The following is a 23,633-nucleotide window of genomic DNA, read 5'->3' on the forward strand; positions in this document are numbered from 1 at the left end:
GTGTCAGAAGACAGAGAGGTACGGCTCGGACGCCGGGTTCTCGGGGGCGGTCACTCGGTGGCGACGGCCTCGATTCGGTCGTTCGCGTCGGCGGCCTCCCCGTCGAAATCGGCCACCGCGTCGCGGAACGCCGTCTCGAAACTGCCGGGGCCGGCGTAGTCGCCGTACTCGCCGGCGGCGGCCGCCTCGCCCGCGAGACCGAACGCCGCCGTTCCGGCGAGTGCGGCCTCTACGTCGTCGTCTATCGCGCCGGCGAACACGGCGAGGGTGACGCCGAGCATGCATCCGGTGCCGACGACGGTGGAGAGCATCTCGTGGCCCACCTCCACCCGGTACGCCGCCTCGGCGGTGGCGACGATGTCGGTTTCGCCGGAGGCGACGACGACGGCCCCCGTCTCGTCCGCGAGTGCCGTCGCACTCGCGGCGATGTCGGCGTACTCCCCGACCGATTCGACGCCGCGGACTTCCGCGTCCTCGCCCGCGAGGGCGGATATCTCGCCGTAGTTGCCGTTGACGACGGCGGGGTCGAGTTCGGTGACGAGTCGGTCCGCCACCCTGTCGCGCGTCGGCGTCGCGCCGACGCCCACCGGGTCTACGACGACCGGGACGCCGTGTTCCTTCGCCGCCTCGCCCGCCGTCATCATCGTCTCCTCGCCGTCTTCGCTCACGGTGCCCATGTTCAGGAGGCACCCGTCCGCGATGGCGACCATGTCGCCCACCTCCCGTTCGTCGTCGGACATGACGGGGAGGCCGCCCCAGTGGAGGGTCACGTTGGCGACTTCGTTGACCGTCACCACGTTCGTGAGGCAGTTGACCAGCGGTTGTTCCTCCCGGACCGTCGAGAGGGCGTCCGCGAGGGTCACGTCGGAGGTCACAGACTCGCCCTCCCTTCGCGGACCGCAGTCGCGAGACGTCGCGTCGCCTCCTCGGGGTCGTCGGACCCGGCGATGGCCGAGATGACCGCCACGCCGTCCGCCCCGGCGGCGGCCACGTCCGCGGCGTTCTCCGGGGTGATGCCGCCGATGCCGACGACGGGCACGTCCACCGCCTCGACTATCTCGGCGACCGTCTCGGTGCCGATTTCGGCCTCGTCGTCGTCCACGTCCTTCGAGGACGTCGAGAAGACCGCGCCGACGCCGAGGTAGTCCGCGCCCGCCGCCTCGGCATCCCGCGCGGCCTCGACGGTCGAGACGGACCGGCCGACGACGGCGTCGGGACCCAACTGTTCGCGGGCCACCGAGACGGGCAGGTCGTCGTCCCCGAGGTGGACGCCGTCGGCGTCGGCGGCGACGGCGATGTCCACCCGGTCGTTGACGACGAAGGTGACGCCCGCGTCGGCGGTCATCTGTCGGAGTTCCCGGGCGAGTTCGTATCGCTCGCGGGCGGTCGCGTGTTTCTCGCGGAGTTGAACGGCGTCGACTCCGCCGGCGATGGCCGCCCGAACGACCTCCACGGTCGAACGGTCGCCCGAGAGGTTCGTCTGCGTGACGAGATAGGTGTCCACCTGTGTATTCATCGGTTGTAACAGTCAGTGTCTGGCGGTTCGGCAAAACTGTTGTGCCGTCGCCGGACGCGGTACTCGCCTCCGACGGCGCGACGCGGCAACTCCGGGGGCGGGAAGCGGCGAACGCCTCGGCGTATCCAAACCCTTTAGAGAAAATTTTGCCAACTACCTAGGAATGTATATCACCGGTTCTACCGCCTCTCCCCGTCTCTCTCCGTCGCTACGGGTGCGCTCCGAGAGACCGCGAGCGAGTCGGGCCGCCGGGGGCGTCCCCCCGGCGCGTGCAGTACCGCGAACGCGCGGAGCGCGCGTCTGAGGGCGTCTTTCGTGTCGCCACGTAACTCCATCGAGCGACTGTCGAACCGCGTCCGCGGGGGCGCGAGCGACCGGTCCGTCGTCGTGGGAGCGGTCATCGTCAGCACGTTCTTCATCGGCTTCGGCGGCGGCGTCATCTTCCCGATCTTACCCAATCTCGGCGCGGTGCTCGGCATCTCGCCGTTCCTCGTCGGCCTCATCCTGAGCGCGAACCGCTTCTCTCGACTGGTCGCGAACGCCCCCGCGGGCGTCCTCGTGGACCGAATCGGGACGCGGACGCCGTTCGTCGTCGGGATGTTCGTCCAAGGGTTCGCCACTTCCGGGTACGTCGCCGCGATGCTCGCGCCGTTCCCGGAGGGGTGGTTCATGGCCGCCAGAATCCTCTGGGGCGTCGGGAGCGCACTCGTCTTCGCGACGGCGTACACGATCGCCGCCGACGTGAGCACCAACCGCTCCCGCGGGGCGAGCATGGGCCTCATCAGAGGGGGCGTCCTGTTCGGCTTCCCGACTGGCGTGGTCGTCGGCGGCGTCGTCAGCGAGTTCTGGGGCACCGTCCCCGCGTTCGCCGTCGCCACCGCCTTCGCGTTCTTCGCCAGCGTCGTGGCGTACGCGACGGTGCCGGAGACGCACGTCGAGGAGCGTTCGACGAAGTCCGTCAAGCCGTGGGACGTGGACACGAGTCTCCCCGCGTTGACCGTCGGCGCGGTGAACTTCGCCGTCCTGTTCGTCTACATCGGCGCGCTGTTCGCGACGCTGGTGCTGTTTCTCGACCGGAACGGCCTCGGGGTGTTCGGGTTCGACTCGCAGGGGTCCTCGGGCATCTTCATGGCCGTCACCGTCGTCGCCGCGGGCGTCTCCATGTACGTCGGCGGGTACGTCAGCGACCGGCGGCAGTCGCGCGTCCCCGTCCTCCTGTGTTTCCTCGGCACCACGTCGCTCGGCTTTCTGCTCCTCGCGTTCGCGGACTCGGTGGCGACGCTGGCCGTCGCCTGCTTCTTCGTCGGCACCGGGCAGGGCGGCACCAGCGGACCGTTGATGGCCCTCCTCGCGGACCTCGTCGCCGACGACCGGATGGGCCGGGCCGTCGGCACGAACAACGTATTCGGCGACATCGGCGGCGGGTTCGGCCCGATAGTCGCCCTCCCGTTGATAGAGGCGGTCGGCTTCTTCCCGGTGTATCTCGCCTGCGCGCTCCTCCCGCTCGCGGCCGCCATGCTGCTACTCGGCGGCGTGCGCCGGGAGACGGGGGAGTTCGTCCCGAACGTCGAACTGTGAGGTCCGACCCGACTCGAAGCGTCCGCGGACCGGTCGCGCCCCCGTTCGCGGCGTGTGGTGCGTCCGTCGTACCGCGGGGAGAAAGGATGAGACAGTTATACTTGGCCGTCCTCCGACCGGTAATGAACACGTCCGACAGTTCGACGGCCTCGCGGTCCGCGAACGACTCAGACGGGGCGACGAGGGCGATCTCGTACGCCGGCGCGGGGCTGGCCGTCCTCGTCGCCCTCCTCCATCTCCTGCACCCGAGTCACGGGATGGTGGAACTGTTCGCCGCGCTCAACGGCAACTGGCGGGTCCTCCAGTTCGACCCCCGCCCGGTGGCGTTCGTCCTCTCCGGCGTCGCCCTCCTCGTCGGCGTCTCGCTGAGTCGCAACGCGCCGGACCGACGACCCTACTACCTCGCGGGGATGCTTCTTTCGGCCGTCTACGTCGTCGGCTACTTCGCGTGGCACTTCACCGGCCACGGCGGCTTCCTGCCCGGCCGGGAACCGCTCCTGCACGGCCTCTCGCCGCTGGAGAACGTCGTCTCCCACCTCACGACCGACCTCTGGGCCGCCGCCTCGAAGGCCGCGGAAGTCGCGCTGTTCGTCGTCCTCGCCGTCCTCTACGCCGAGTCCTGACCCGCGGCGCGCCGTCTCCGAGGCTCGCTCTCTCCGACTCCCCTCTCTTCGTTTCCCTCCCCGGAACCGACGCCCGACCGCGCGGCGCGTCTGTGCTCACAGTTCGCACACGGCACACAGCTTTATCAAAACCCACATGATAGTTCATCCTAATGGCCTCCGAGGAACGCCGACCGAAGACGCGGTACGGGCACAGCGCCGATAGCGTCGATTCACACGACTTTCAGGCATTCCAAGACGCGGGCGATTACGACGTCGACGACGTAGACGAGTACGCGGAGGTGGCGTCGGACTTACGCGAGGCGGTTTCGGGCGAGGTTCGATTCGACGAGTACGCGCAGGTGTTGTACGCCACCGACGGGTCGATATACGGCGCGCGACCCGCGGGCGTCGTCATCCCGCGCGACGAGGACGACGTCCGGGAGACGGTGCGGATAGCGTCAGCGCACGGCGTGCCGGTTCTCCCGCGCGGCGCGGGGTCGTCGCTGGCGGGACAGACCGTCGGACCGGGCTGTGTCGTCGTTGACTTCTCGAAGTACATGGACGGGGTGGTGGAGATAGACCCCGAGGGGCGGACGGCGACGGTGCAACCCGGCGTCGTGCAGGACGACTTAGACGACAGACTCGCCGAGTACGGACTGAAGTTCGCGCCCGACCCGGCGTCCTCGAACCGGGCGACGGTGGGCGGCGGCATCGGGAACAACTCCACGGGCGCGCACTCGGTCAGATACGGCATCACCGACGCCTACACCGACGAACTGCGCGTCGTGTTGACGGACGGGTCGGTGATTCACACCCGCGACGTGGTGGTCGACAGCGAGGAGTGGGACGACATCGTCTCGAAGGACGACCGGGAGGCGCACATCTACGAGACGGTGCGCCGACTCGTCGAGGAGAACGAGGCGGAGATAGCGGAGCGGTACCCCGAACTGAAGCGGTGCGTCTCGGGGTACAACCTCCACAAGGTGATTCGGGAGAACGAGGCGGGCGAGACGGTGATGAACCTCACGAAGCTGTTCGTCGGCGCCGAGGGGACCCTCGGCGTCATCGTCGAAGCCACCGTCTCCCTCGTCACCGTCCCCGAGGAGACGGCACTCGTCCTCTACGCGTACGAGGACTTGGTGGACGCGATGGCCGCGGTGCCGGACGCCTTGGAGTTCGACGCCAGCGCGGTCGAACTGATGGACGACGAGGTGTTCCGGATGGCCGCGGAGTCCGGCGAGTACGCCCAGTACGTCGAGCCCATCCCGGAGGGGACGGCGGCCACCCTCATGCTCGAGTTCGACTCCGAACTCCACGACGACTTCGAGGCGGCGATACGGGAGACGAACGACCACTTCCTCCGCGGCGAGGGGAGTCCCGACGGCACCGTCGCGGGCGGACGCGCCTTCGAGGCTATCGAAGCCTACACCGAGGAGGCGCAGGCAGACATCTGGAAACTCCGGAAGGCGGCGATTCCTCTCCTGATGTCCTTGGAGGGCGACCCGAAGCCGTACCCGTTCATCGAGGACGCGACGGTGCCGCCGGAGGAGTTGGCCGAGTACGTCACGGAGTTCGAGGAGGTCCTCGAAGACCACGGCACCTCCGCGGCGTACTTCGCGCACGCCGGAAGCGGAACGCTCCACATCCGGCCCATCCTGAACCTGAAGGACGCCGACGGCATCGAGACGATGCGGGAGATTACGGACGACGTGACCGACCTCGTTCTCGACCACGACGGGGCGTTCTCGGGCGAACACGGCGACGGCCTCGCCCGGACGGAGTGGAACCCGAAGATGTACGGTCCGGACCTGTGGTCGGCGTTCCAGGAACTGAAGACGGCGTTCGACCCCGATTGGCTGATGAATCCGGGGAAGGTGGTCTACCGCGAGGACGACCCGACGGACATGCGCGACCACCTCCGCTACGGCGCGGCGTACAGTTCGCTCGAACCGGCGACGACGCTTGACTTCTCCGACGAGGGCGGGTTCTCCCACCTCGTCGAACTCTGCAACGGGTGCGGGACGTGCCGTCAGACCGGGTCCGACACGATGTGCCCGACGTACCGCGCCTCGAAGGACGAGGCGGAGACGACCCGCGGCCGGGCGAACATGCTCCGCGCGGCGATAAGCGGCGACCTCTCGGAAGACGAGATGTACTCCGAGCGGTTCCAGCGGGAGATTCTGGACCTCTGCGTCGGGTGTAAGGGCTGTAAGAACGACTGCCCGACGGGGGTCGACTTGGCGAAACTGAAGGCCGAGGTCAAACACGAGTACCACCGCGAGGAGGGGTCGTCGCTCCGAGACAAACTGTTCGCCAACGTCGATCTGGCGGCGCGACTCGGAAGCGCCCTCGCGCCCCTCTCGAACGCCGCGTCGAAGGTGCCCGGCGCGCGGGCGGCGATGGAGAGGACGCTCGGCATCGCAGGAGAGCGGGAACTGCCGACGTTCACGCGCGACACCTTAGAGAAGTGGATGCGCGAACGGGAACCGGCCGTCTCCGAGGCGGAGGCGACCCACCGCGTGTTGCTGTTCCCCGACACCTACACGAACTACTCGTATCCGAAGGTGGGGAAAGACGCCGTGCGCGTCCTCGAATCGGCGGGCGTCCACGTCCGACTGGCCGAGAACGTCGCTCCCAGCGGTCGCGCGGCGTTCTCGATGGGCTTCCTCGATATCGCGCGCCGCCGCGCCGCGAGGAACGCCGCCGAACTCGCCCCGTACGTCGAGGACGGGTGGTCGGTGGTGTTCGTCGAACCCTCAGACGCCGTGATGTTCCAAGACGAGTACCTCGACCTGTTGGACCGCGAGTCCGTCCGTAACCTCAGCGCCGCCTCCTACGGCGTCTTGGAGTTCATGGACGTGTTCCGACTGGACGAGGAACTGACCGCCGACGCCGACGCGGGCGCGACGGCGGCGACGGGCGGCGCGAACGCGGCGGTGGCCGACGGGGGACCCGCGGAATCGCTGTCGTACCACGGTCACTGCAACCAGAAGGCGTTGAACAAGGACCACCACGCCGTCGGCGTCCTCCGGCGGGTGGGCTACGACGTCGACCCCCTCGACTCCGGATGCTGCGGGATGGCGGGGTCGTTCGGCTACGAGGACGAACATTACGACCTCTCGCAGTCCATCGGCGAGATACTGTTCGCGAAAGTCGATGCGAGTCGGGGCGACACCGTCGTCGCGCCGGGGGCGTCCTGCCGGACGCAACTCGGCGACAGGGAGGACGCGGAGCGACCGCCCCACCCGATAGAGAAGGTGGCCGAGACGGTGAAGTAGGCCGACGGCGGACGTGAGGGCCGCAGACGGCGCGGACGCTTCGAACCGTCCGCTTTTATCCCGTCCGGGGGGCGTGATACTGACAGAGTATGACGGACGCACCAGAGGTCGGAGAGTTGACGCCCCCGAACCGCACCTTGATGGGCCCCGGACCCAGCGACGTCCACCCACGCGTCCTCCGCGCGATGTCCACGCCGTTGGTCGGCCACCTCGACCCCTCGTTCATCGACATCATGCAGGACGTACAGGAACTGTTGCGCTACGCGTTCCGGACGGACAACGAGTGGACGATTCCCGTCTCCGGCACCGGGTCGGCGTCGATGGAGGCGGCCATCGGAAACGTGGTCGAACCGGGCGAGACGATGCTCGTCCCGACGAACGGCTACTTCGGCGACCGGATGGCGTCGATGGCCCGCCGCGCCGGCGGCGAGGTTGTCACCGTGGACGCCCCGTGGGGGAAACCGCTCGACGCCGCCGACGTGCAGGACGCCTTCGACGAACACCAACCGGACGTGTTCGGCTTCGTCCACGCCGAAACCTCCACGGGCGTCAAGCAGCCGAACCTCTCGGAGTTGACGAGCATCGCCCACGACCACGACGCCTACGTTATCGCGGACACGGTCACCTCCCTCGGCGGCGTCGAGTTGGAGGTGGACGACTGGGGCATCGACGTCGCCTACTCCGGCCCGCAGAAGTGCCTCTCCTGTCCGCCGGGCGCGAGTCCGTTGACGCTCAACGACCGCGCGATGGACAAGGTGCTCTCCCGCGAGACGGAACCCCGGTCGTGGTACCTCGACGTCTCGCTTCTGGAGGGGTACTGGGGCGAGGAACGCGCGTACCACCACACCGCGCCCGTCACGAACGTCTACGCCCTCCGCGAGGCCCTCCGCCTCGTCGCCGAGGAGGGCATCGAGGAGCGTTGGGACCGGCACCTGCACGTCGCGGGCGCGTTGAAGGCCGGCGCGGAGGCGATGGGCCTCGGCCTCAACCCCGACGACGAGTTCTGGCTTCCGAGCCTCAACGCCGTCCTCGTCCCCGACGGCGTGGACGCGGGCGCGGCCATCGACTACCTCCTCGAGAAGTACGACCTCGAAATCGCGGGCGGCCTCGGCGCACTGTCGGGCGACATCTTCCGTATCGGATGCATGGGCCACTCCGCGCGGCCGCAGAACGTCTCGTTCCTCCTGCCGGCACTCGGCGAGGCGTTGGAGGCGCAGGGCGCGGACGTCGACGTGGACGCCGGCCTCGCCGCGATGCGCGAGGCGTTGGGCGAGTAACGCCGCCCCCGCGGGCCGTCGCCGCCGACTCCGCCGTCGTCAGACCCCTCGGATTTCGAACAAAAATGCGACTTAGCGAACACTTTAGATTCGACGTTCCGTCTGTCCGAGCATGAGTAGGGCGGACGAACTCCAATCGTGCGACGACTGTATGGAACCGGCGGACGCCTTTTCGCTGGTCGGCGACGAGACGCGGCTGTCGATTCTGGAGGCGTTGTGGCGACTCGACGGGCCGGCGCGCTTCTCCGACGTTCGCAGCGAGATACAGATGCGCGACAGCGCGCAGTTCAACTACCACCTCGGGAAACTCACCGGGCAGTTCGTCCGGAAGACCGACGAGGGGTACGAACTCCGAACCGCCGGTCGGCGGGTCGTACAGGCCGTCCTCGCGGGGTCGTTCACCCAACACCCCCGCCGGGAACTCGACATCGACGACCCCTGCGTCCGGTGCGGGGAGACGCTTTCGGCGCACTACGAGGACGAGATGCTGTGCATCGACTGCCCCGCCTGCGGGCACGGCCACGGCGAGTACTCGTTCCCGCCGGGCGGCCTCCACGACAGGACGGACGCGGAGGTTCTCGACGCGTTCGACCAGCGAGTGCGGCACCTCAACTGCCTCGCGAAGGACGGCGTCTGCCCCGAGTGCAACGGGCGCATGGAGACGAGCATCGAACGCGGCGAGGAGTGCTGCCTCGGCGGGACGCTCAGGGCGAGTCACGTCTGCCGTCAGTGCGCCCACGAACGGTGCGCCGCCGTCGGGTTGGCGCTCTTGGACCACTCCGCCGTCGGCAACTTCTACGCCGACCACGGCGAGACGCTGTCTGAAGTCCCCTACTGGCGACTCGACTGGTGCGTCGGCGACGCCCCCGTCACCGTCGAATCGACCGACCCGTGGCGACTCCGCGTCGACATCCGCTTGGACGACGAGACGCTCCGCGTCACCGTGGACGGCGAACTCGACGTGGTGGAGACGACGCGGGAGTCGGCGGAATCCGCCGAGTCCGCCGAGTCCGCGCCGGGCGTCTGAGCGCGGTCAGACCGCCTCCCTCGCCCCACATCGGAATTCCAACGTATCCTCGTTTCGGTAACCGCCGTTACAAAAATGTAATTCAGATTATGGTTATGGGGTCGGCGGCCGTCTCTCCGACCGTGATGAAACGGAGCGCACCCGGAACGACCGCCGAAGCGTACGACCGCCGGATCACGGCGCGGAGCCTCGTCGTCTCGTACCTCGTCGCCGCCGCGATTCCCCTCGCGTTGTGGGCCGCGAGCGAACCGCTACCGACCGTCGCCGCCGCAGTGACCGTCGCGGCGACTGCCGCGGTGGCGGTGACCGCCGGTCGGAGACTCCGGCGGCGCGAGTCCGCCCGACGACGCCACCTCTGCGTGCCGCGTACCTCCGTCTGCGTCGAAGTCTGAGGCGTCCGGCGGACGAACCCCGCCCCCGAACCCGACCCATTATTTATCGACCGCTCGTCTGTCGGATCGGATACAGATGCACATCCTCACCGGAATGCTGAGTTCGTTCGTCGCAACGCTCTTCGCCGTCGCCTCGACGGGCGCGGTGGGCGAAGCGTTCCGCCGCGCGCGCGGCACCCTCTCGGGGGAGCGAGTGCGACTGTTCGCCCTCGCGTCGGCGGCGATATTCGCCGCCCAGATGTTGAACTGGCCGATTCCCGGCGGAACGAGCGCTCACTTCGTCGGCGGCGCGCTGGCGGGCATCCTGCTCGGCCCCGCCGCGGGCGTTATCGCGATGACCGTCGTCGTCGCCGTCCAAGCCGTCGTGTTCGCCGACGGCGGACTCGTCGTCCTCGGCGCGAACGTCTGGAACATGGCCGTCGTGAACGTCCTCGTCGGCTACGCCGCGTACCGCCTCCTCGCGGACAGAAACGAGACGGCCGCCGTCTTCGCCGCCGGGGCGGTGGGCGTCACCGCCGCCGCCTTCTTCGCGGGACTCCAACTCGGCGCGTCCGCCGCGTTCGACTACCGCCTCGTCGAGACGGTTTCGACGATGACGCTCTCGCACGCCGCGTTGGGCCTCGCTGAGGGACTGCTGACCGTCGGCGGGGTTCGGTTCTTCCGCGCCGTCGGCGCGCCCGCCGCGTTCGGCCGCGACGCCGAGGAGGAGGTGGCCGCGTGAACGTAGCCGCCGGCTGGACGCGGCGAACGCTCCTCCTGGTCGGGTGCCTCGTGGCGCTCTCGCCGCTTTTCGCGTGGGCGGCGGGCGTCGTCGGGTACGCCGAACCGATGGGGAACCTCGCCGCGCGGTTCGGCGCGGAGGCGCACGTCTACCGGACGGTGCCGGGTCTGTTCCCGGACTACCGCGTCGCGGGCGTCGGGCCGTACGCCGGAACGTTCGTCTCCGGCGTCGCGGGCGTCGCCGTCACGTTCGCCGCCGCGTTCGGCGTCGGACAGTTGCTCGCGGCCGAATCGGCCTGACTACGCACCGAACTCGCCGGAAACTCGCGTTCGAGGCATCACCGCTCCGAAACGTCTCGTTTCCCGTTATGTGAGAACATTCACCATAGATTGCTGTCGACGAGAACGGATTTGTCGCCCTCCGTCGAACGGCCGTGTGGTATGTCGAATCACAGCAGACGGGATGTCCTCAAGGGCATCGCGGGTGGTGCAGTCGTACTGAGTTCGATGGGTGTGGCGAGTGCCGCGGACGGCCGCGAGGAGTACGTCGTGACCGCCCCCGGAAACGGAATCCGCAAGCGCCTCGAACGGGAGGGAATCGAGGTGCGGGGCGAAACCGCGGGCGGCGACGTGTTCCTCGTCGCCGCGGAGTCCCGGTCGGCGGTGGCCGACGTGGGCGGCGTCCGCACGGTGGAACCGAACGAGGGCTATCGGCCGGTCGGCCCGGCGGTTCGAGAGTCGGCGGCGTCGACGGACGACGAGTTGGCCGACCTCCAGTGGGACAAGACGGAGGAGACGACGGGCGCGTTCGCCGCCCACGAGGAGGCGACCGGCGAGGGTTCGACCGTCGCCATCATCGATACGGGAATCGACACGTCGCACCCCGACCTTCGGACGCGCGCCGGACGCGGCGGCCTGTTCCGCGCCGACGGCGAGACGAGTCCGTCGGGCGACCCGTTCGTCCCCGGCGATACGACCATCGAGGCGAAACTCCCGCAGGGACTCGCGGACGGGAGCGCGGAGGAACTCGACCCCTACGTCTACCGCGGCGCGCCGACCACGCGGGAACAGGCGGCCGCCGACGACGTGCAGTCTCACGGGAGTCACTGCGCCGGCATCGCCACCGGGAAGAACGACGGAACGACCGGTATCGCCGGGATGGCGCCCGACGCGGACGTCGTCCCCCTCCGGGTGTTCTACTGGACGAAGGTGACCGGCTACGTCCACGAACGCGACGACGGGACGGAGGAGGAACTCACGGTCACGACGCTTTTCACCACGGATTTCGACATTCTCAGCGCCATCGACTACGCCGCGGAACTCGGCGCGGACGCGGCGAACATGAGCCTCGGCGGCGACGTCATCAGAGGGTCGGCCCACAAGTCGGGCGAACACGTCGCGTACCAGACCGTCGTGCAACGCGCCGTCCAGCAGGGAACCGTCGTGACCGCGAGTGCTGGCAACGCGGAGTCGAACCTCCAGCAGGGGGGATACTACACGCTCCCGAACAGCGTCCCGGGGGCGGTCAGCGTCAGTGCGACCGGACCGACCAACGAACTCGCGTTCTACTCGAACTACGGAACCAGCGACGTGGACGTCGGCGCGCCCGGCGGCGGATACGAGACGCTGGAGAAGTCGCTGTCCGAGGATACCGAGTACCCGTACCCGACGAACCTCGTCCTCTCGACCGTCCCCGCGGAACTGAACGAGGGGACAGAGTACGACTGGTACGCCGGAACGTCGATGGCCGCGCCGCAGGTGGCCGGGTTGGTGGCTCTCGTCCGCGAGGTGAACCCCGACCTGAACGCCAAGCAGGTCCAACAGATAATCGAGCGAACCGCCCGCTTCAGTAACGGGTCGAGCAGTCCCGACATCGGCGCGGGCATAATATACGCGCCCGACGCCGTCGCGGAGGCGGCCCGGAAGGGCGGGAAGTAAGACGCCTCAGGCCGCCGGGTCCGCCGTCCGGTCGCGCAGTTCCGTCCGCCGAATCTTCCCCGTCACCGTCTTCGGCAGGTCGTCGACGAACTCCATCTCGCGGGGGTACTCGTGGGCGGCGAGTTCGGTTCGGACGTGCTGTCGGATGGCCTCCTTCAGGTCGTCGCTCGGGTCGGCGTCGTCGGTGAGAACGACGTACGCCTTGACGATGTTGCCGCGTTCCTCGTCGGGTTTGGGGACGACGGCCGCCTCCGCGACGGCGGCGTGTTCCCCGAGTGCGCTCTCCACCTCGAACGGGCCGATGCGGTAGCCCGAACTGATTATCACGTCGTCGGCGCGCCCCTCGAACCAGAAGTAGCCGTCCTCGTCCATCTGCGCCAAGTCGCCCGAGAGGTACCACCCGTTCTCGAAGCAGTCGTCGGTCTTCTCGGGGTTCTTCCAGTACTCCGCGAAGAAGCAGGGGTAGTCGGGCCGTTGGGCTATCTCGCCCGTCTCGCCGGGGTCTAAGGGTTCGCCCGTGTCGGGGTCCACGACGGCCGCCTCGATGCCGGGGAGCGGTTTGCCCATGCTCCCGGGGCGCACCTCCATCGTCGGGTAGTTGTTGATTATCATGTTCCCCGTCTCCGTCTGACCGTAGGTGTCGTGGATGGTGACGCCCAGGGTGTCCTCGCCCCACTCGACGACGCCAGCCGAGAGGGGTTCGCCGATGGAGAGGGCGTGGCGCAGGTCGAGGTCCGCGCCGTCGAACACCTCCTCGTTTGCGCGGAGCATCCGGTAGGCCGTCGGGACGGAGAACAGCACCGAGACGGGGTACTCGTCCAACAGGTCGGCCCACGTCTCGGGGTCGAACTCGCCCTCGTAGGTGAACAGCGTCGCTCCCCAGAACCACGCGCCGAGGGTGTTTATCGGGCCGGTCAGCCATCCCAAGTCGGCGGTACTCCAGTAGCAGTCGCCGGGTTGTAGGTCCACGGCGAACCGTTGCGTGGCGGCGACGCCGGCGACCCAGCGGTGTTCGTGGAGGACGCCCTTCGCCGGGCCCGTCGTCCCCGAGGTGTAGTAGAGGAGGGCGTCGTCCCCGCCGGCGGTGTCGGCGGCGTCGTACTCCCGACTCGCCGCCCGCGTCGCCTCGGCGAAGTCTACGTCGTCCGCCGACGTCTCCTCGCCGCCTCCGACGACGACGACGCGTTCGACGGAGGGAACGTCTTCGAGGGCGCGTTCGATAGTCTCGCGGTTCTCCGCCGTCGTCACGACCACCTTCGCGTCGCAGTCGTCGAGGCGGTAGGCGATGCCGTCGGGGCCGAACCGTTCGTTGACGCTCCCCCACACCGCGCCGCGTTTCAGCGTCCCGACGAGGGCGACGTAGTGTTCGGGAACCCGCGGCATGTACGAGAACACCCGGTCGCCGGGGTCCGTGAGGCCCTCTAAGACGTTCGCGAACCGGTTCGACCGCTCTTCGAGTTCCCAGAACGTCAGCGTCTCGCGTTCCCCGTCCGTCCCGGCGTAGTAGAGGGCGACGCGCGACCGGTCTTCGGCGTGTCTGTCGCACACCTCGTGGGCGACGTTCAGCGAGTCGGGGGCGTCCCAGTCCGCCTCCGCGTAGATGTCGTCCCACTCGAACGACTCGCGGAACTCCTCGTAATCGTGCAGGTTGTGTTCACCCGACATGGTTCGGCCTCTCGCCGAACTATAATCAACTTTTTATCAGGATTCGCGAACGGCGGAGGCGAACAAATCGTCAGTCCTCGCGGGCGAGGAACCGACGCCCGAGGACGACGAGGGGGACGAGGTGGGCGACGACGCCGCCCGCGAGGAGTCCGGCGAACTCGACGGAGAGGCCGGACGCCGCGCCGACGAGGAACGCCTTCGCCGTCCAGAACGCCGGGAAGACGCCGAGGGCGTACTGCCACGGTTCCTGGACGAAGACGATGCCGAACAGCGGAATCGTCACGAGGATTCCGAGCGCCTTGCTCACGGCGACGCCCTCGACGGAGTTCGACGCCAGCGACGCCATGAGCAGACAGGAGACGGCGGCCCAGAGCGCCGCGACGGCGGCGACGGGGACGAACACCGCCGGCGAGATGGAGACGAGGCCCGCCAACGGAACGGTGAGGGCGGTGACGGCGAAACTCACGAGAGTCACCGAGAGGACGCGGTAGCGCAGGTAGCCCTCGCCGGTCAGCGGCGTCGTCCGGAACGCCGCGATGAGGCCTTGGTCGCGTTCTTCGAGGACGAAGAAGCCGGCGACGAAGCCGAACATGCCGGGGACGAACGCGACGACGAAGGCGACGGCCAGCGGATAGTACGGCACGATATCGAACGTCCCGGCGAGTCGCGCCGCGACGTACGGGGTGCCGAAGCGGGTAACCACGGCCAGAAGCGCCGGCGCGAGGCCAATGTAGACGTACAGGGGGTCCTGCACCCACTTTTTCAGGTCGGCGGCGGCCATCGTCCCGACGGGGCCGAGGGTTCGGTCGCCGAGGACGCGCGAGAACCCGCCGGGCGCGGCGGGTTCGCTCGCGCCGCTTGCGTCGCCCCCGCGGACGACGTGCCGGACGAAGGCCCGGCGCGCGGCGACCCACGCGACGGCGGTGGCGACGAGGAGGTAGCCGACGCCGTACGCGAGCATCGTCGCCGACGCCGGTTCGAAGACGGCCGCGAGGAGGACGAGAGACGCCTGCACCGGAAACAGGTAGAAGAGGGGAGACTCGACCAGTCCGAACAGGCCGACGACGGGAAGCGAGAGGGCGGTCATGTAGACGATGGCCGACATGAAGTAGGCGTTCAGCGTGTCGAACCGGGCGACTGCGACGAACCCCACGAGGACGTAGAACGGAACCGTCAGGGCGACGGCGGCGAACAGCACCACCGGGTCGAACGCCGTCCCTACGGCGAGGAGTGCGATGACGAACGTGACCAGAAGCGCCAGCGCCGTCAGCGAGACGACTTTCGAGAGGAGGTACTCCGAGACGGACACCGGCGTCGTCACGAGGGCGTCGAGGACGCCCTCGCCCTTCTCGAAGAGGACGAGCGCGCCGACGAAGTAGAAGCCCAAGAGCGCCGGGTCCGAGAGGACGACGAGCGTGAAGAAGCGCGGTACCTCCGCGTCGGGGACGGCCCGCAGGCCGAGGGCGAACGCGACGGTGACGAAGGCGTAGACGGCGTAGAAGCCGTAGCGACGCTGGAGCGTCACGTCCGAGCGAATCAGCGTCGCGAGGCGGGCCGCCGAGAGCGTCACCGCAGGCCCCTCCCGGTCACCTCGATGAAGACGTCCTCCAGCGTCGCCTCCTCGGTGTGGAGCGACTCGTAGCGCCCCGAACGAATCAGGTCGGCGAGGGCGTCGCCGTCGGCGGGGTTCTCGGGGTCGAACTCGGTGGTTCGGGTCGTCCCGTCCTCCGCGACGTACTCGGCGCGGACGCGCTTCGAGCCGTACCGCCGCTTGAGGTCCTCGGGCGGCGCGATGACGGCGATGTCGCCGTCCACGATGAACGCCACGCGGTCGCAGAGTTCGTCCGCGACGGCCATGTCGTGGGTGGTGACGAACACCGTCGTCCCGCCCGCTTGCAGGTCGGAGACGATGTCCTTGATGCGCCGCGCGTTGCTCGGGTCGAGGCCCGTCGTCGGTTCGTCGAGGAACAGCAGGTCTGGGTCGTGAAGCAGCGACCGCGCGAAGTTCAGGCGCATCTTCATCCCCTTCGAGTACCCCGACACCCGCCGGTCGGCGGCGTCCGTCAGACCGACGAGTTCGAGCAGTTCCTCCGGGTCGCGCGTCTCGCCCTCGTACAGGGACGCGAACAGGGCGAGGTTCTCCCGGCCGGTGAGTTTCAGGTACGTGTTCGGCGCTTCCGACGAGACGCCGACCCGTTCGTAGTACGCGCCGCCCCACGAGCGAACGTCGCGGCCGAACACCGACACCGTCCCCTCGTAGTCGTCGAGGAGGCCGACGAGCACCTTCTGCGTCGTCGATTTCCCGGCCCCCGACGGACCGAGGAAGCCGAACACCTCGGCGGGCCGTATCTCGAAGTCGAGGCCGCGAAGCGTCTCCGCCTCCGCACCGGGGTAGGTGAACCTGAGGTCCTCGACTCGGACGACCGGACTCCCCTCGCCGCGTTCCGCCGCCCGCGGGTCGTCCGCGTCGGCCTCCGAACCCGCCGCCTGTCTCTCGTTCATCTCGGATGCTCCGGGCGAGTCTTCGCTTCGCGAACGCATGAATATCACACCTTCGAGGGGCGGGGGCGACGGCACCGGTCGGTTACGAGTGTTTTTTGAGGAGTACGTCAAAACAGCCGACATGAACGGAATCGACGGGTCGGGCGACCCGTTTCTGGAGCGTCTGGACCGCGAGACGGTCCGGGCGGCGCGCGAACGCGCTGGTCGCGCCGTCGTCGTCGGGGGAGCGATGGCCGGTCTGGCGGCCGCCCACGCACTCTCCGCACTGGGGTGGGACGTGGTCCTCTACGAGCGACAGCGGTACGAAGAAAAGCGGGTGAACTGCGGCGAGGCGATGACCGACGCCGCCGCGATTCCGCTCCCGAAAACTTCGGAGTACGGCTTCGAGAACAGGCCGCCCGAGTTCGAGGTGCGCGTCTACACCGAAGACACGGCCGGACGAACGCTGGCGGGGCGCGGCGTCTTCCCCTCCCGCGACGGCTACGTGACCGACCGGAACGTCGTCGAACGCCGGTGGGCCGAGCAGTTGGCCGACGGGGGCGTGGACGTGCGCGACGGCGCGGGCGTCACGAAGGCGGAGTTCCGCGCGTTCACGGAGGAGTTCGACCTGGTGGTCGACGCCGCGGGCCAACCCTCGATGGCGAGCAAAGCCGAGGGGCGAACGAGCGAGTACGCCGGTCGGATGACCGCGCTGAACGCCGACGTGGAGGGCGACTTCTCGGAGCTCTACCCGAGGGCGCACATCCTGTTCGAGAACTACCTCGGCTACTCGTGGGCGTTCCCGAAGTCCGAGACGCGCGCGAACGTCGGCATCGGGTGGGCCGAGGGCACCCTCCCCGAGAACTACTTCGAGGCGTTCGTCGACGCCTGCGAACGGAACGGCTGGCCCGTCCCCGAGCGGTCGGCGATGAACGTCTACACCATCCCGCGCGGCCCGAGCCTCGACCCCTCGCGGACGTGGGACCCCCGGCGGCGAGTCGCCCGCGTCGGCGACGCCGCGGGCATCGCCAACCGCTTCACCGGCAAGGGCATCTCGCAGGCCGTCGAGTCGTCGTACCTGCTGGCCCGCCTCGTCGCCGAGGAGCGAATCGACGACTACCCGGCGGAACTGTACCGGCGGATGCGCGACGAGTACCGTCTGGCGTACCTCGTCCGCGGCGCACTCGAAGACGGCCGCCCGGACATCCTCGGCGGCGTCATGGACGCCGTCTCCGGTATCGACGTGGAGGCGGTCGACAGAGAGCCGAAGTACGCCTTCTCGCGCCTCGTCAGGCGTCCGGTCCTGCTCGCGAAACTGGCCGCGAACCCGACGATGCGCTCCCGCCTCGTGGACGCGTACACCGACGACTGGGAGTACCGCCGGGTCGCCGGGCCGCCGTAGAGTCGGGAGTCAGCGCGGAACGACGTCCGCCGCGACGGGGAAGTGGTCCGACGGGTAGCGTTCGTCGCCGTCGTCGCTTCGCCTGTCGGTGAGCGTCGCCGTCAGCGACACGTCGCAGTCGCGGACGAACACGTAGTCGATTCGCTCCGTCGGATCGCCGGTGAACCCGTGGAACGTCCGCTCGGGGCCGTGGTGTCCCTCGTCGGCCAGCGTCCTCGCGTCCCGGAGGGGCGGCGCGTCGGTGCCGTCGCCGTCGCTCCCGCCCCCGTCGTCGCCGACGACGCGTCGGTAGGGCGTCGAGTCCGGTTCGCAGTTGAAGTCGCCCGCGACGACGAGGGGGCCGTCCAGTTCGCCGAGTCGTCGTCGGAGCAGGGATGCCCCCTCCGCGCGCGCCCTCGCGCCGCCGTGATCCAGGTGGACGCTGGCGGCGTGCAACCGGTCGCCCGTCTCCCGGTTCCGGAGGGTGACGCGGGTGACCACGCGCGGGTAGTCGGCGTCCCACCCGACGCTCCCCGGTTCGTCGGGCGTCTCCGAGAGCCAGAACGCCGCCGCGTCCTCGCGTTCGAACCTGTCTGCGTCGTAGCCGACGGGGACGAACTCGCCCTCGCCCCCTCCCGCGCGCCCGACGCCGAACCACTCGTAGCGGTCGATAGCCTCCCGGACGGACGCGAACTGGTGCGGGAGGGGTTCCTGCAGGCAGATTACGTCCGGGCGGTGGTACCGCAGGAGGCGGACCACGGCGTCTCGGCGGTTCGGCCACGCGTCTCGCCCGTCGCTGTCGGTGTCGTAGCGGACGTTGAAACTCATGACCCGCACGGACGAGTGAAGCATGTGGGCCGCAACGTCGCGGAGGTACGTCAACCCCGTGGAACGGAGTCGCAGACGCTCCGGCCTCGGGTTCCGGAACGTCCTTAGGCCGGCGCGTCGAATCGCGGGGCATGAACCTCGACGTTCGGGAAGTCGCCGAACTCTCGCCCGACGAACGAGCGTCCCTCTTCGAACGCGACGCGGGCGTCGCCGACGTTCGCGGGGACGTCCGCGACATCGTCTCCCGCGTCCGGACGGAGGGCGACGTGGCGGTGCGGGAGTTCTGCCGGGAGTTCGACGGCGTCGAAGTCGGCAATCTCGACGTGACCGACGCCGCCGAACGCGCCTACGACGAGATAGACGACGACGTTCGGGAGGCCATCGAGGCGGCCGCGGCGAACGTCCGCGAGTTCCACGAACGCCAGATGCCGGAGGACTGGCGCGAGTCGTTCGAGAGGCGCGAGTTGGGGCGTCGCTTCCGCCCCCTCGAACGCGTCGGCGTCTACGTCCCCGGCGGCACCGCCGCCTACCCCTCCAGCGTCCTCATGGGCGTGATTCCGGCGAAGGTGGCCGGCGTCGAACACGTCGCCGTCGCCACCCCGCCCGCCGAACCGATACACCCCGTGACGCTCGCCGCGATACACGTCGCGGGCGCGGACGCCGTCTACAGCGTCGGCGGCGCGCAGGCCGTCTCAGCGCTCGCTTACGGCACGGAGACGGTGAAGGCCGTCCAGAAGGTGGTCGGCCCCGGAAACAAGTGGGTCACCGCCGCGAAGGCCGAAGTCCGCGGCGACGTGGACATCGACTTCCTCGCCGGCCCCTCGGAGATTCTCGTCGTCGCCGACGAGACGGCGAACCCGGAGTACGTCGCCGCCGACCTGGTGGCGCAGGCGGAACACGACCCGAACGCCTCCGTCGTCGCCGTCACCGCCGACGCCGAACTCGCCGAGGACGTCGCGGACGCCACCGCGGCGCGGGCCGCCGACGCGGAACGCGCCGACGTGGTGGAGGAGGCCCTCTCGAACGACGCCTCGGGCGTCCTCTTGGCCCGGTCGATGTCCGAGGCGGTGCTGTTCGCCGAGGAGTACGCCGCGGAGCACCTCTCGATTCAGGCCGACGACGACGAAGCGCTCTTGGACCGCATCACGAACGCGGGCAGCGTCTTCCTCGGCCCGTATACGCCCGTCGCCGCGGGCGACTACGCCTCCGGCACGAACCACGTCCTCCCCACCTCCGGCGGCGCGAAGCGCTACGGCGGCCTCTCGGTGGACACGTTCCTGCGCTCCTCGACGGTCCAGCGACTCGACGAGGACGCGCTCTCGGACCTCTCTCCTACCATCACCACCCTCGCGGAGGCGGAAGGACTCGACGCGCACGCGGAGAGCGTCCGGACGCGCCTCGGCGACGACTCGGAGGGCGCGGGCGAGTGACGGCGTGACTCCCTCACGGCCCCGCCCGCCCTCGTTCGGCGACATGTGCGAAGCCATCCTCTCGGACCCCGACGGCGAGCACTCGCTGTACACGACGCTCGCGCCCCTGTACGCGCGTCTGAAAGCGGGCGACGACGAGACGCTCGACGCGCGGCGACGCATCCTCGACGCGCGACTGCCGGCGGACGTGTCGCGCGTCCTCGAACTCGGCTGCGGCGTCGGGGAACTCCTCGCTCGCCTCTCGGCGCGGTACGACGCCGTCGGCGTCGACTCGTACCCGCGACTGCTCGCCTTCGCGGCCGTGCGGTCGCTGAACGCCGTCCTCGGCGACGTGACTCGCCTCCCGTTCCGCGGCGCGTTCGACGCCGCCTGTTCGTTCGACTACCGCGTCGCGTCCGTCCCCCTCGCGGAGTTCTGCGAGGCGGCCCGGACGTCGCTCCGTCCGGGCGGCATCCTCGTCTTCGACGCGCCGTCGGACGCCCGCGCGGTGGACGCCTCGGGCGTCGAGACGTTCCGGAACGGGCGGTACCACCTCGAACGCGCGGTGGACGTAGCGCGGGACCCCGTCGTCGTCCGGTCGGACTACCGCGTCACCGACCGGCGAACCGGCGAGACGGCGGTGACGACCGAGCGACGGCGGCTTCGGACGTACGACCCGAAGGGCGTCCGACGCGTCCTCCGCGAGGCCGGATTCGAAGACGCGGAGGTGTGCGTCGACGCGGGCGGCGACGGGGCGTTCGTCGCCAGCGCCGTCCGCGCGGTGGAGACGGGCGAGTGAGTGGCCGGACGGGACGCCGGATGGAGTCGGATCGTGGAACTTTCACCCGATGGAGAACGTTTTTGTACCCCCGAGCGAACGCTCCCGTGCAGGGGTCTCCCTGCGGAAGCCCCACAAGCGACCTGCCATGGGTGCTCTCGGGGCTTTTTCTACTCTCCGAGCGTTCACAGCGGACGCGCCTCCGCGTCGAGTCGGCGTCAACGTTAACATCTTCCATCCGGTATCGGTATCCATGAGTACCGAATCGGCCGAGAGCGGGTCCGGTCCCCGCGTGACGGTCACGGAATCGGCCGCGGAGGAGGCGCGCCGCCTCATGGAGTCGGAGGGGATGGACACCGACGTGGGCGGCCTCCGCCTGTTCGTCCAGCAGGGCGGTTGCGCGGGTCTCTCCTACGGGATGCGCTTCGAGGCGGAACCCGAGGAGGACGACACGGTGGTCGAACAGAACGGCCTCCGCGTGTTCGTCGACCCCGCCAGCATCAACTACATCGGCGGTTCGACCCTGCAGTTCGAGGGCGGCCTGCAGGGCGCGGGCTTCCACGTCGAGAACCCCAACGTCGTCAGCGAGTGCGGGTGCGGCGAGTCGTTCCGGACGTAGGCGGGGAAGTCAAGCCTAAACCTCCGGCTACCGAAGGCGGTGGCATGGAGACCGAACTGGAGCGAGTGCGGACCGAGGACGGAGAGACGCTGTTTCTCGACCGGAGCGACGCCGACAGGGGCGCGAAGGGGCCGTTCTTCGTCGTCTACACCGACCCCGACAGGGAGAACCGCTGGGGCTACTTCTGCGGTAACTGCGACTCCCTCGACAACGCGATGGACACGATGGGTCGCATCGAGTGCAACGTCTGCGGGAACATCCGAAAGCCCGACGAGTGGGACGCCGCCCACGAGTGACCGCCGAACGGACGGTGCGGGGTTCGGTACGGTATGTGAAACCGTGGCAAGACTTATGCTACGGGGAGTAGTACGGTCGGATACATGCCCCCTGTCAGCATGCCTCTCGCGGAGGAAGCCCGGTCGATATTCAGCGGCCTCGGGTACACCGTCTCGGGCGACGGCTCCGATTTCGTCGCCGAGAGAAAGTGGCGGACGGTCCGCGTGACCGCTCTCGACACCGATACGGTAGAGTTACCACGGCGCGCCATCGCGGACGGCGGGTCGCCGGCGGACACCGACGACGGCTATGGCCTCCGGTGTTTCGTCACCTGGAAGGAGGCGACAGGGAATCTCACGGAAGAACTTCGCGGCGCCGACCCCTCGTTCGAGTGGGCGGTCATCGGCGTCGAAGACGGCGGCGACTACGACGTGGTCCACCCCGAAGCGCGGTGACGCCATGCGGTAACTCTTTTTTGTAAGAGCGGACCAACCGTAAGTCATGCCAGACACCGGACTGCGTAGCGTCGTCGAGAGTCGGCGCGTCAACGCGGCGCTCGGATGGGTTCTCGTCGCGGCTCTCGTAGCGGTCGGCGCGACGCAGTTCCTCGCCGGCGAACTGGAGTGGGCCGGGTTCGCGGTGGCCGTCGCCGTCGTCGCCGTCGTCCCCGCGGCGGCGTTCCGCGACCCCAGCGCCATGCTCCCGTGGGAAGTGCTCTTCATCGCGGCGCTGCCGTTTCTCGGACGCGCGCTCGTCGTCGGCGAAACCGTCGGGGGGATGACGTTCACCGGGCGGGTGCTGACGTACGTCGCCGTCGCCGCGGTTGCGCTCATCGTCGCCGTCGAACTCGACGTGTTCACGCCGGTTCGAATGAACTACACCTTCGCGCTCGTCTTCGTCGTCGTCGCCACGATGGCCGCCGCGGGCATCTGGGCCGTCGCCCGATGGCTCTCGGACGTACTCGTCGGCACGTCGTTCCTCTACGACGGCCGCCCCGAGGAGGTAATCGAGGAGATGCTGATGTGGGACTTCGTCGCGGCGACGGTGGCGGGCGTCTTCGGCGGCGTCCTCTTCGAGTACTACTTCCGCCGCCGGGCGCACCTCGAACGGCGGCTTCCCGAGACGGAACGCATCCGCGACAACGAGGAGGCGTCGCGATGAAGTGGCGCGACGTCTTCCACTTCGACCTCTCTTCGGACCAAGAGATCGTGGTGGCCGGCGCGATGCAGACGGCCCTCGTCGGCTTCCTGTTTATCGGCCTCTGGGAGCGTAACGTCGGCGTCGTCGTCAACACGCTGTTCGCACTCGGCGTGACGTTCCTGCCCGGCCTCTTCGAGCACGACTACTCGGTTCCGCTCGACGCCGGACTCGTCGTCTGGATAACCGGGGCCGTCTTCCTCCACGCGTGGGGGACGGTCGGACTCCCCGGCATCGGGAGCTTCTACGCCAACGTCCCCGGGTGGGACCACCTCACCCACACCCTCTCTGCGACCCTCGTGGCGGCCGTCGGCTACTCCGTCGCGCGGGCCCTCGACGAACACACCCGGAGCATCTACCTCCCCGACGAGTTCATGTTCGTGTTCATCCTGCTTTTCGTCGTCGCCGCCGGCGTCTTCTGGGAGGTACTGGAGTTCCTCATCGGACTCACGGCGGAACTGATGGGCGCTGACGCCGTCCTCACGCAGTACGGCCTGCGGGACTCGATGCTCGATTTGGTGTTCGACATGGTGGGCGGCGTCGCCGTCGCCCTCTGGGGGAGCAGTCAACTGAGCGCCGTCGTCGCACACCTCGTCACGAAGCTGGAATCGTCGCGTCCGCGGAAGGGGTGACCCGCGACGTCTCCGCTCCCGGCGGCCGCGGTCAGG

23 protein-coding genes are annotated in these 23,633 nt (G+C 68.9%); 17 read left to right on the forward strand and 6 right to left on the reverse strand.

From position 1 onward, the window contains the following. Positions 1-50: 50 nt before the first annotated feature. A complete protein-coding gene (thiM, locus tag BLS11_RS04385; protein ID WP_092533487.1) occupies positions 51-875 on the reverse strand; it encodes a hydroxyethylthiazole kinase in 825 nt (274 codons plus the stop codon). Continuing rightward, positions 872-1,516, reverse strand: coding sequence for a thiamine phosphate synthase (gene thiE, locus BLS11_RS04390; RefSeq protein WP_092533490.1), 645 nt, complete (start codon positions 1,514-1,516; stop codon positions 872-874). Before thiE ends, thiM begins: the two co-directional genes overlap by 4 nt. 342 nt (positions 1,517-1,858) lie before the next feature. Here thiE and BLS11_RS04395 point away from each other — a divergent pair, with 342 nt between their 5' ends. The 9 genes from BLS11_RS04395 to BLS11_RS04435 all read left to right on the forward strand — a co-directional run bounded on the left by BLS11_RS04395 (position 1,859) and on the right by BLS11_RS04435 (position 12,331). Continuing rightward, the gene (locus BLS11_RS04395; protein ID WP_217628984.1) at positions 1,859-3,094 is read left to right on the forward strand and encodes an MFS transporter; all 1,236 of its coding nucleotides are present in this window, start codon (positions 1,859-1,861) and stop codon (positions 3,092-3,094) included. A 122-nt stretch (positions 3,095-3,216) separates the two neighbouring features. Further along, on the forward strand, positions 3,217-3,717 hold the full coding sequence (locus tag BLS11_RS04400) for a hypothetical protein (RefSeq protein ID WP_092533493.1): 501 nt from the start codon (positions 3,217-3,219) through the stop codon (positions 3,715-3,717). A 152-nt stretch (positions 3,718-3,869) separates the two neighbouring features. Then, the gene (locus BLS11_RS04405; protein ID WP_092533496.1) at positions 3,870-6,977 is read left to right on the forward strand and encodes an FAD-binding and (Fe-S)-binding domain-containing protein; all 3,108 of its coding nucleotides are present in this window, start codon (positions 3,870-3,872) and stop codon (positions 6,975-6,977) included. 140 nt (positions 6,978-7,117) lie between these two features. Continuing rightward, a complete protein-coding gene (locus BLS11_RS04410) occupies positions 7,118-8,254 on the forward strand; it encodes a pyridoxal-phosphate-dependent aminotransferase family protein (RefSeq protein WP_175454385.1) in 1,137 nt (378 codons plus the stop codon). Positions 8,255-8,366: 112 nt separating this feature from the next. Continuing rightward, complete coding sequence (locus BLS11_RS04415) at positions 8,367-9,281, forward strand: winged helix-turn-helix domain-containing protein (protein WP_092533502.1); 915 nt, start codon at positions 8,367-8,369, stop codon at positions 9,279-9,281. Positions 9,282-9,406: 125 nt separating this feature from the next. Continuing rightward, on the forward strand, positions 9,407-9,673 hold the full coding sequence (locus tag BLS11_RS04420) for a hypothetical protein (RefSeq protein WP_139172770.1): 267 nt from the start codon (positions 9,407-9,409) through the stop codon (positions 9,671-9,673). A 76-nt stretch (positions 9,674-9,749) separates the two neighbouring features. Next, positions 9,750-10,394: an energy-coupling factor ABC transporter permease gene (locus BLS11_RS04425; RefSeq protein WP_092533508.1), complete on the forward strand. Its 645-nt coding sequence runs from the start codon at positions 9,750-9,752 to the stop codon at positions 10,392-10,394. Then, on the forward strand, positions 10,391-10,693 hold the full coding sequence (locus tag BLS11_RS04430) for a PDGLE domain-containing protein (RefSeq protein ID WP_092533511.1): 303 nt from the start codon (positions 10,391-10,393) through the stop codon (positions 10,691-10,693). Before BLS11_RS04425 ends, BLS11_RS04430 begins: the two co-directional genes overlap by 4 nt. A 141-nt stretch (positions 10,694-10,834) precedes the next feature. Further along, complete coding sequence (locus tag BLS11_RS04435) at positions 10,835-12,331, forward strand: S8 family peptidase (RefSeq protein ID WP_245698677.1); 1,497 nt, start codon at positions 10,835-10,837, stop codon at positions 12,329-12,331. A 6-nt stretch (positions 12,332-12,337) separates the two neighbouring features. Here the strand turns inward: BLS11_RS04435 and BLS11_RS04440 are convergent, their stop codons facing one another. From BLS11_RS04440 to BLS11_RS04450, 3 genes are all read right to left on the reverse strand, one after another. Then, entirely contained in the window at positions 12,338-13,996 is a 1,659-nt protein-coding gene (locus tag BLS11_RS04440) for an AMP-binding protein (RefSeq protein ID WP_092533517.1), read from the reverse strand. A 70-nt stretch (positions 13,997-14,066) separates the two neighbouring features. Next, positions 14,067-15,566, reverse strand: coding sequence for an ABC transporter permease (locus tag BLS11_RS04445; protein ID WP_092533520.1), 1,500 nt, complete (start codon positions 15,564-15,566; stop codon positions 14,067-14,069). Beyond that, positions 15,563-16,498 carry an ABC transporter ATP-binding protein gene (locus tag BLS11_RS04450; RefSeq protein WP_092534505.1) on the reverse strand — a complete coding sequence of 312 codons (936 nt, stop codon included), beginning with the start codon at positions 16,496-16,498 and terminating at the stop codon, positions 15,563-15,565. Before BLS11_RS04450 ends, BLS11_RS04445 begins: the two co-directional genes overlap by 4 nt. A gap of 121 nt (positions 16,499-16,619) precedes the next feature. Between BLS11_RS04450 and BLS11_RS04455 the strand changes: the two genes are divergently transcribed. Then, positions 16,620-17,879, forward strand: a complete 1,260-nt coding sequence (locus tag BLS11_RS04455) for an NAD(P)/FAD-dependent oxidoreductase (RefSeq protein ID WP_092533523.1) — start codon at positions 16,620-16,622, stop codon at positions 17,877-17,879. Between the two features lie 9 nt (positions 17,880-17,888). Here the strand turns inward: BLS11_RS04455 and BLS11_RS04460 are convergent, their stop codons facing one another. Further along, complete coding sequence (locus BLS11_RS04460; RefSeq protein WP_092533526.1) at positions 17,889-18,710, reverse strand: endonuclease/exonuclease/phosphatase family protein; 822 nt, start codon at positions 18,708-18,710, stop codon at positions 17,889-17,891. 107 nt (positions 18,711-18,817) lie between these two features. On the opposite strand from BLS11_RS04460, the gene hisD reads away from it, so the two are divergent. From hisD to BLS11_RS04495, 7 genes are all read left to right on the forward strand, one after another. Beyond that, the gene (gene hisD, locus BLS11_RS04465; RefSeq protein ID WP_092533529.1) at positions 18,818-20,116 is read left to right on the forward strand and encodes a histidinol dehydrogenase; all 1,299 of its coding nucleotides are present in this window, start codon (positions 18,818-18,820) and stop codon (positions 20,114-20,116) included. 4 nt (positions 20,117-20,120) lie between these two features. Further along, positions 20,121-20,894, forward strand: coding sequence for a class I SAM-dependent methyltransferase (locus BLS11_RS04470; protein ID WP_245698679.1), 774 nt, complete (start codon positions 20,121-20,123; stop codon positions 20,892-20,894). Between the two features lie 232 nt (positions 20,895-21,126). Beyond that, entirely contained in the window at positions 21,127-21,492 is a 366-nt protein-coding gene (locus tag BLS11_RS04475; RefSeq protein WP_092533535.1) for a HesB/IscA family protein, read from the forward strand. Between the two features lie 44 nt (positions 21,493-21,536). Beyond that, entirely contained in the window at positions 21,537-21,788 is a 252-nt protein-coding gene (locus BLS11_RS04480) for a DUF5816 domain-containing protein (RefSeq protein ID WP_092533539.1), read from the forward strand. Positions 21,789-21,872: 84 nt separating this feature from the next. Beyond that, positions 21,873-22,223 carry a DUF7116 family protein gene (locus tag BLS11_RS04485; protein ID WP_217628975.1) on the forward strand — a complete coding sequence of 117 codons (351 nt, stop codon included), beginning with the start codon at positions 21,873-21,875 and terminating at the stop codon, positions 22,221-22,223. A 46-nt stretch (positions 22,224-22,269) separates the two neighbouring features. Continuing rightward, entirely contained in the window at positions 22,270-22,929 is a 660-nt protein-coding gene (locus BLS11_RS04490) for a hypothetical protein (RefSeq protein ID WP_092533545.1), read from the forward strand. Continuing rightward, positions 22,926-23,597, forward strand: coding sequence for a DUF2238 domain-containing protein (locus BLS11_RS04495; protein ID WP_092533548.1), 672 nt, complete (start codon positions 22,926-22,928; stop codon positions 23,595-23,597). Before BLS11_RS04490 ends, BLS11_RS04495 begins: the two co-directional genes overlap by 4 nt. The last annotated feature ends 36 nt before the right edge of the window (positions 23,598-23,633 follow it).

Origin of the sequence: Halopelagius longus (genome assembly GCF_900100875.1) — an archaeon.
Classification (GTDB): Archaea; Halobacteriota; Halobacteria; order Halobacteriales; family Haloferacaceae; genus Halopelagius; species Halopelagius longus.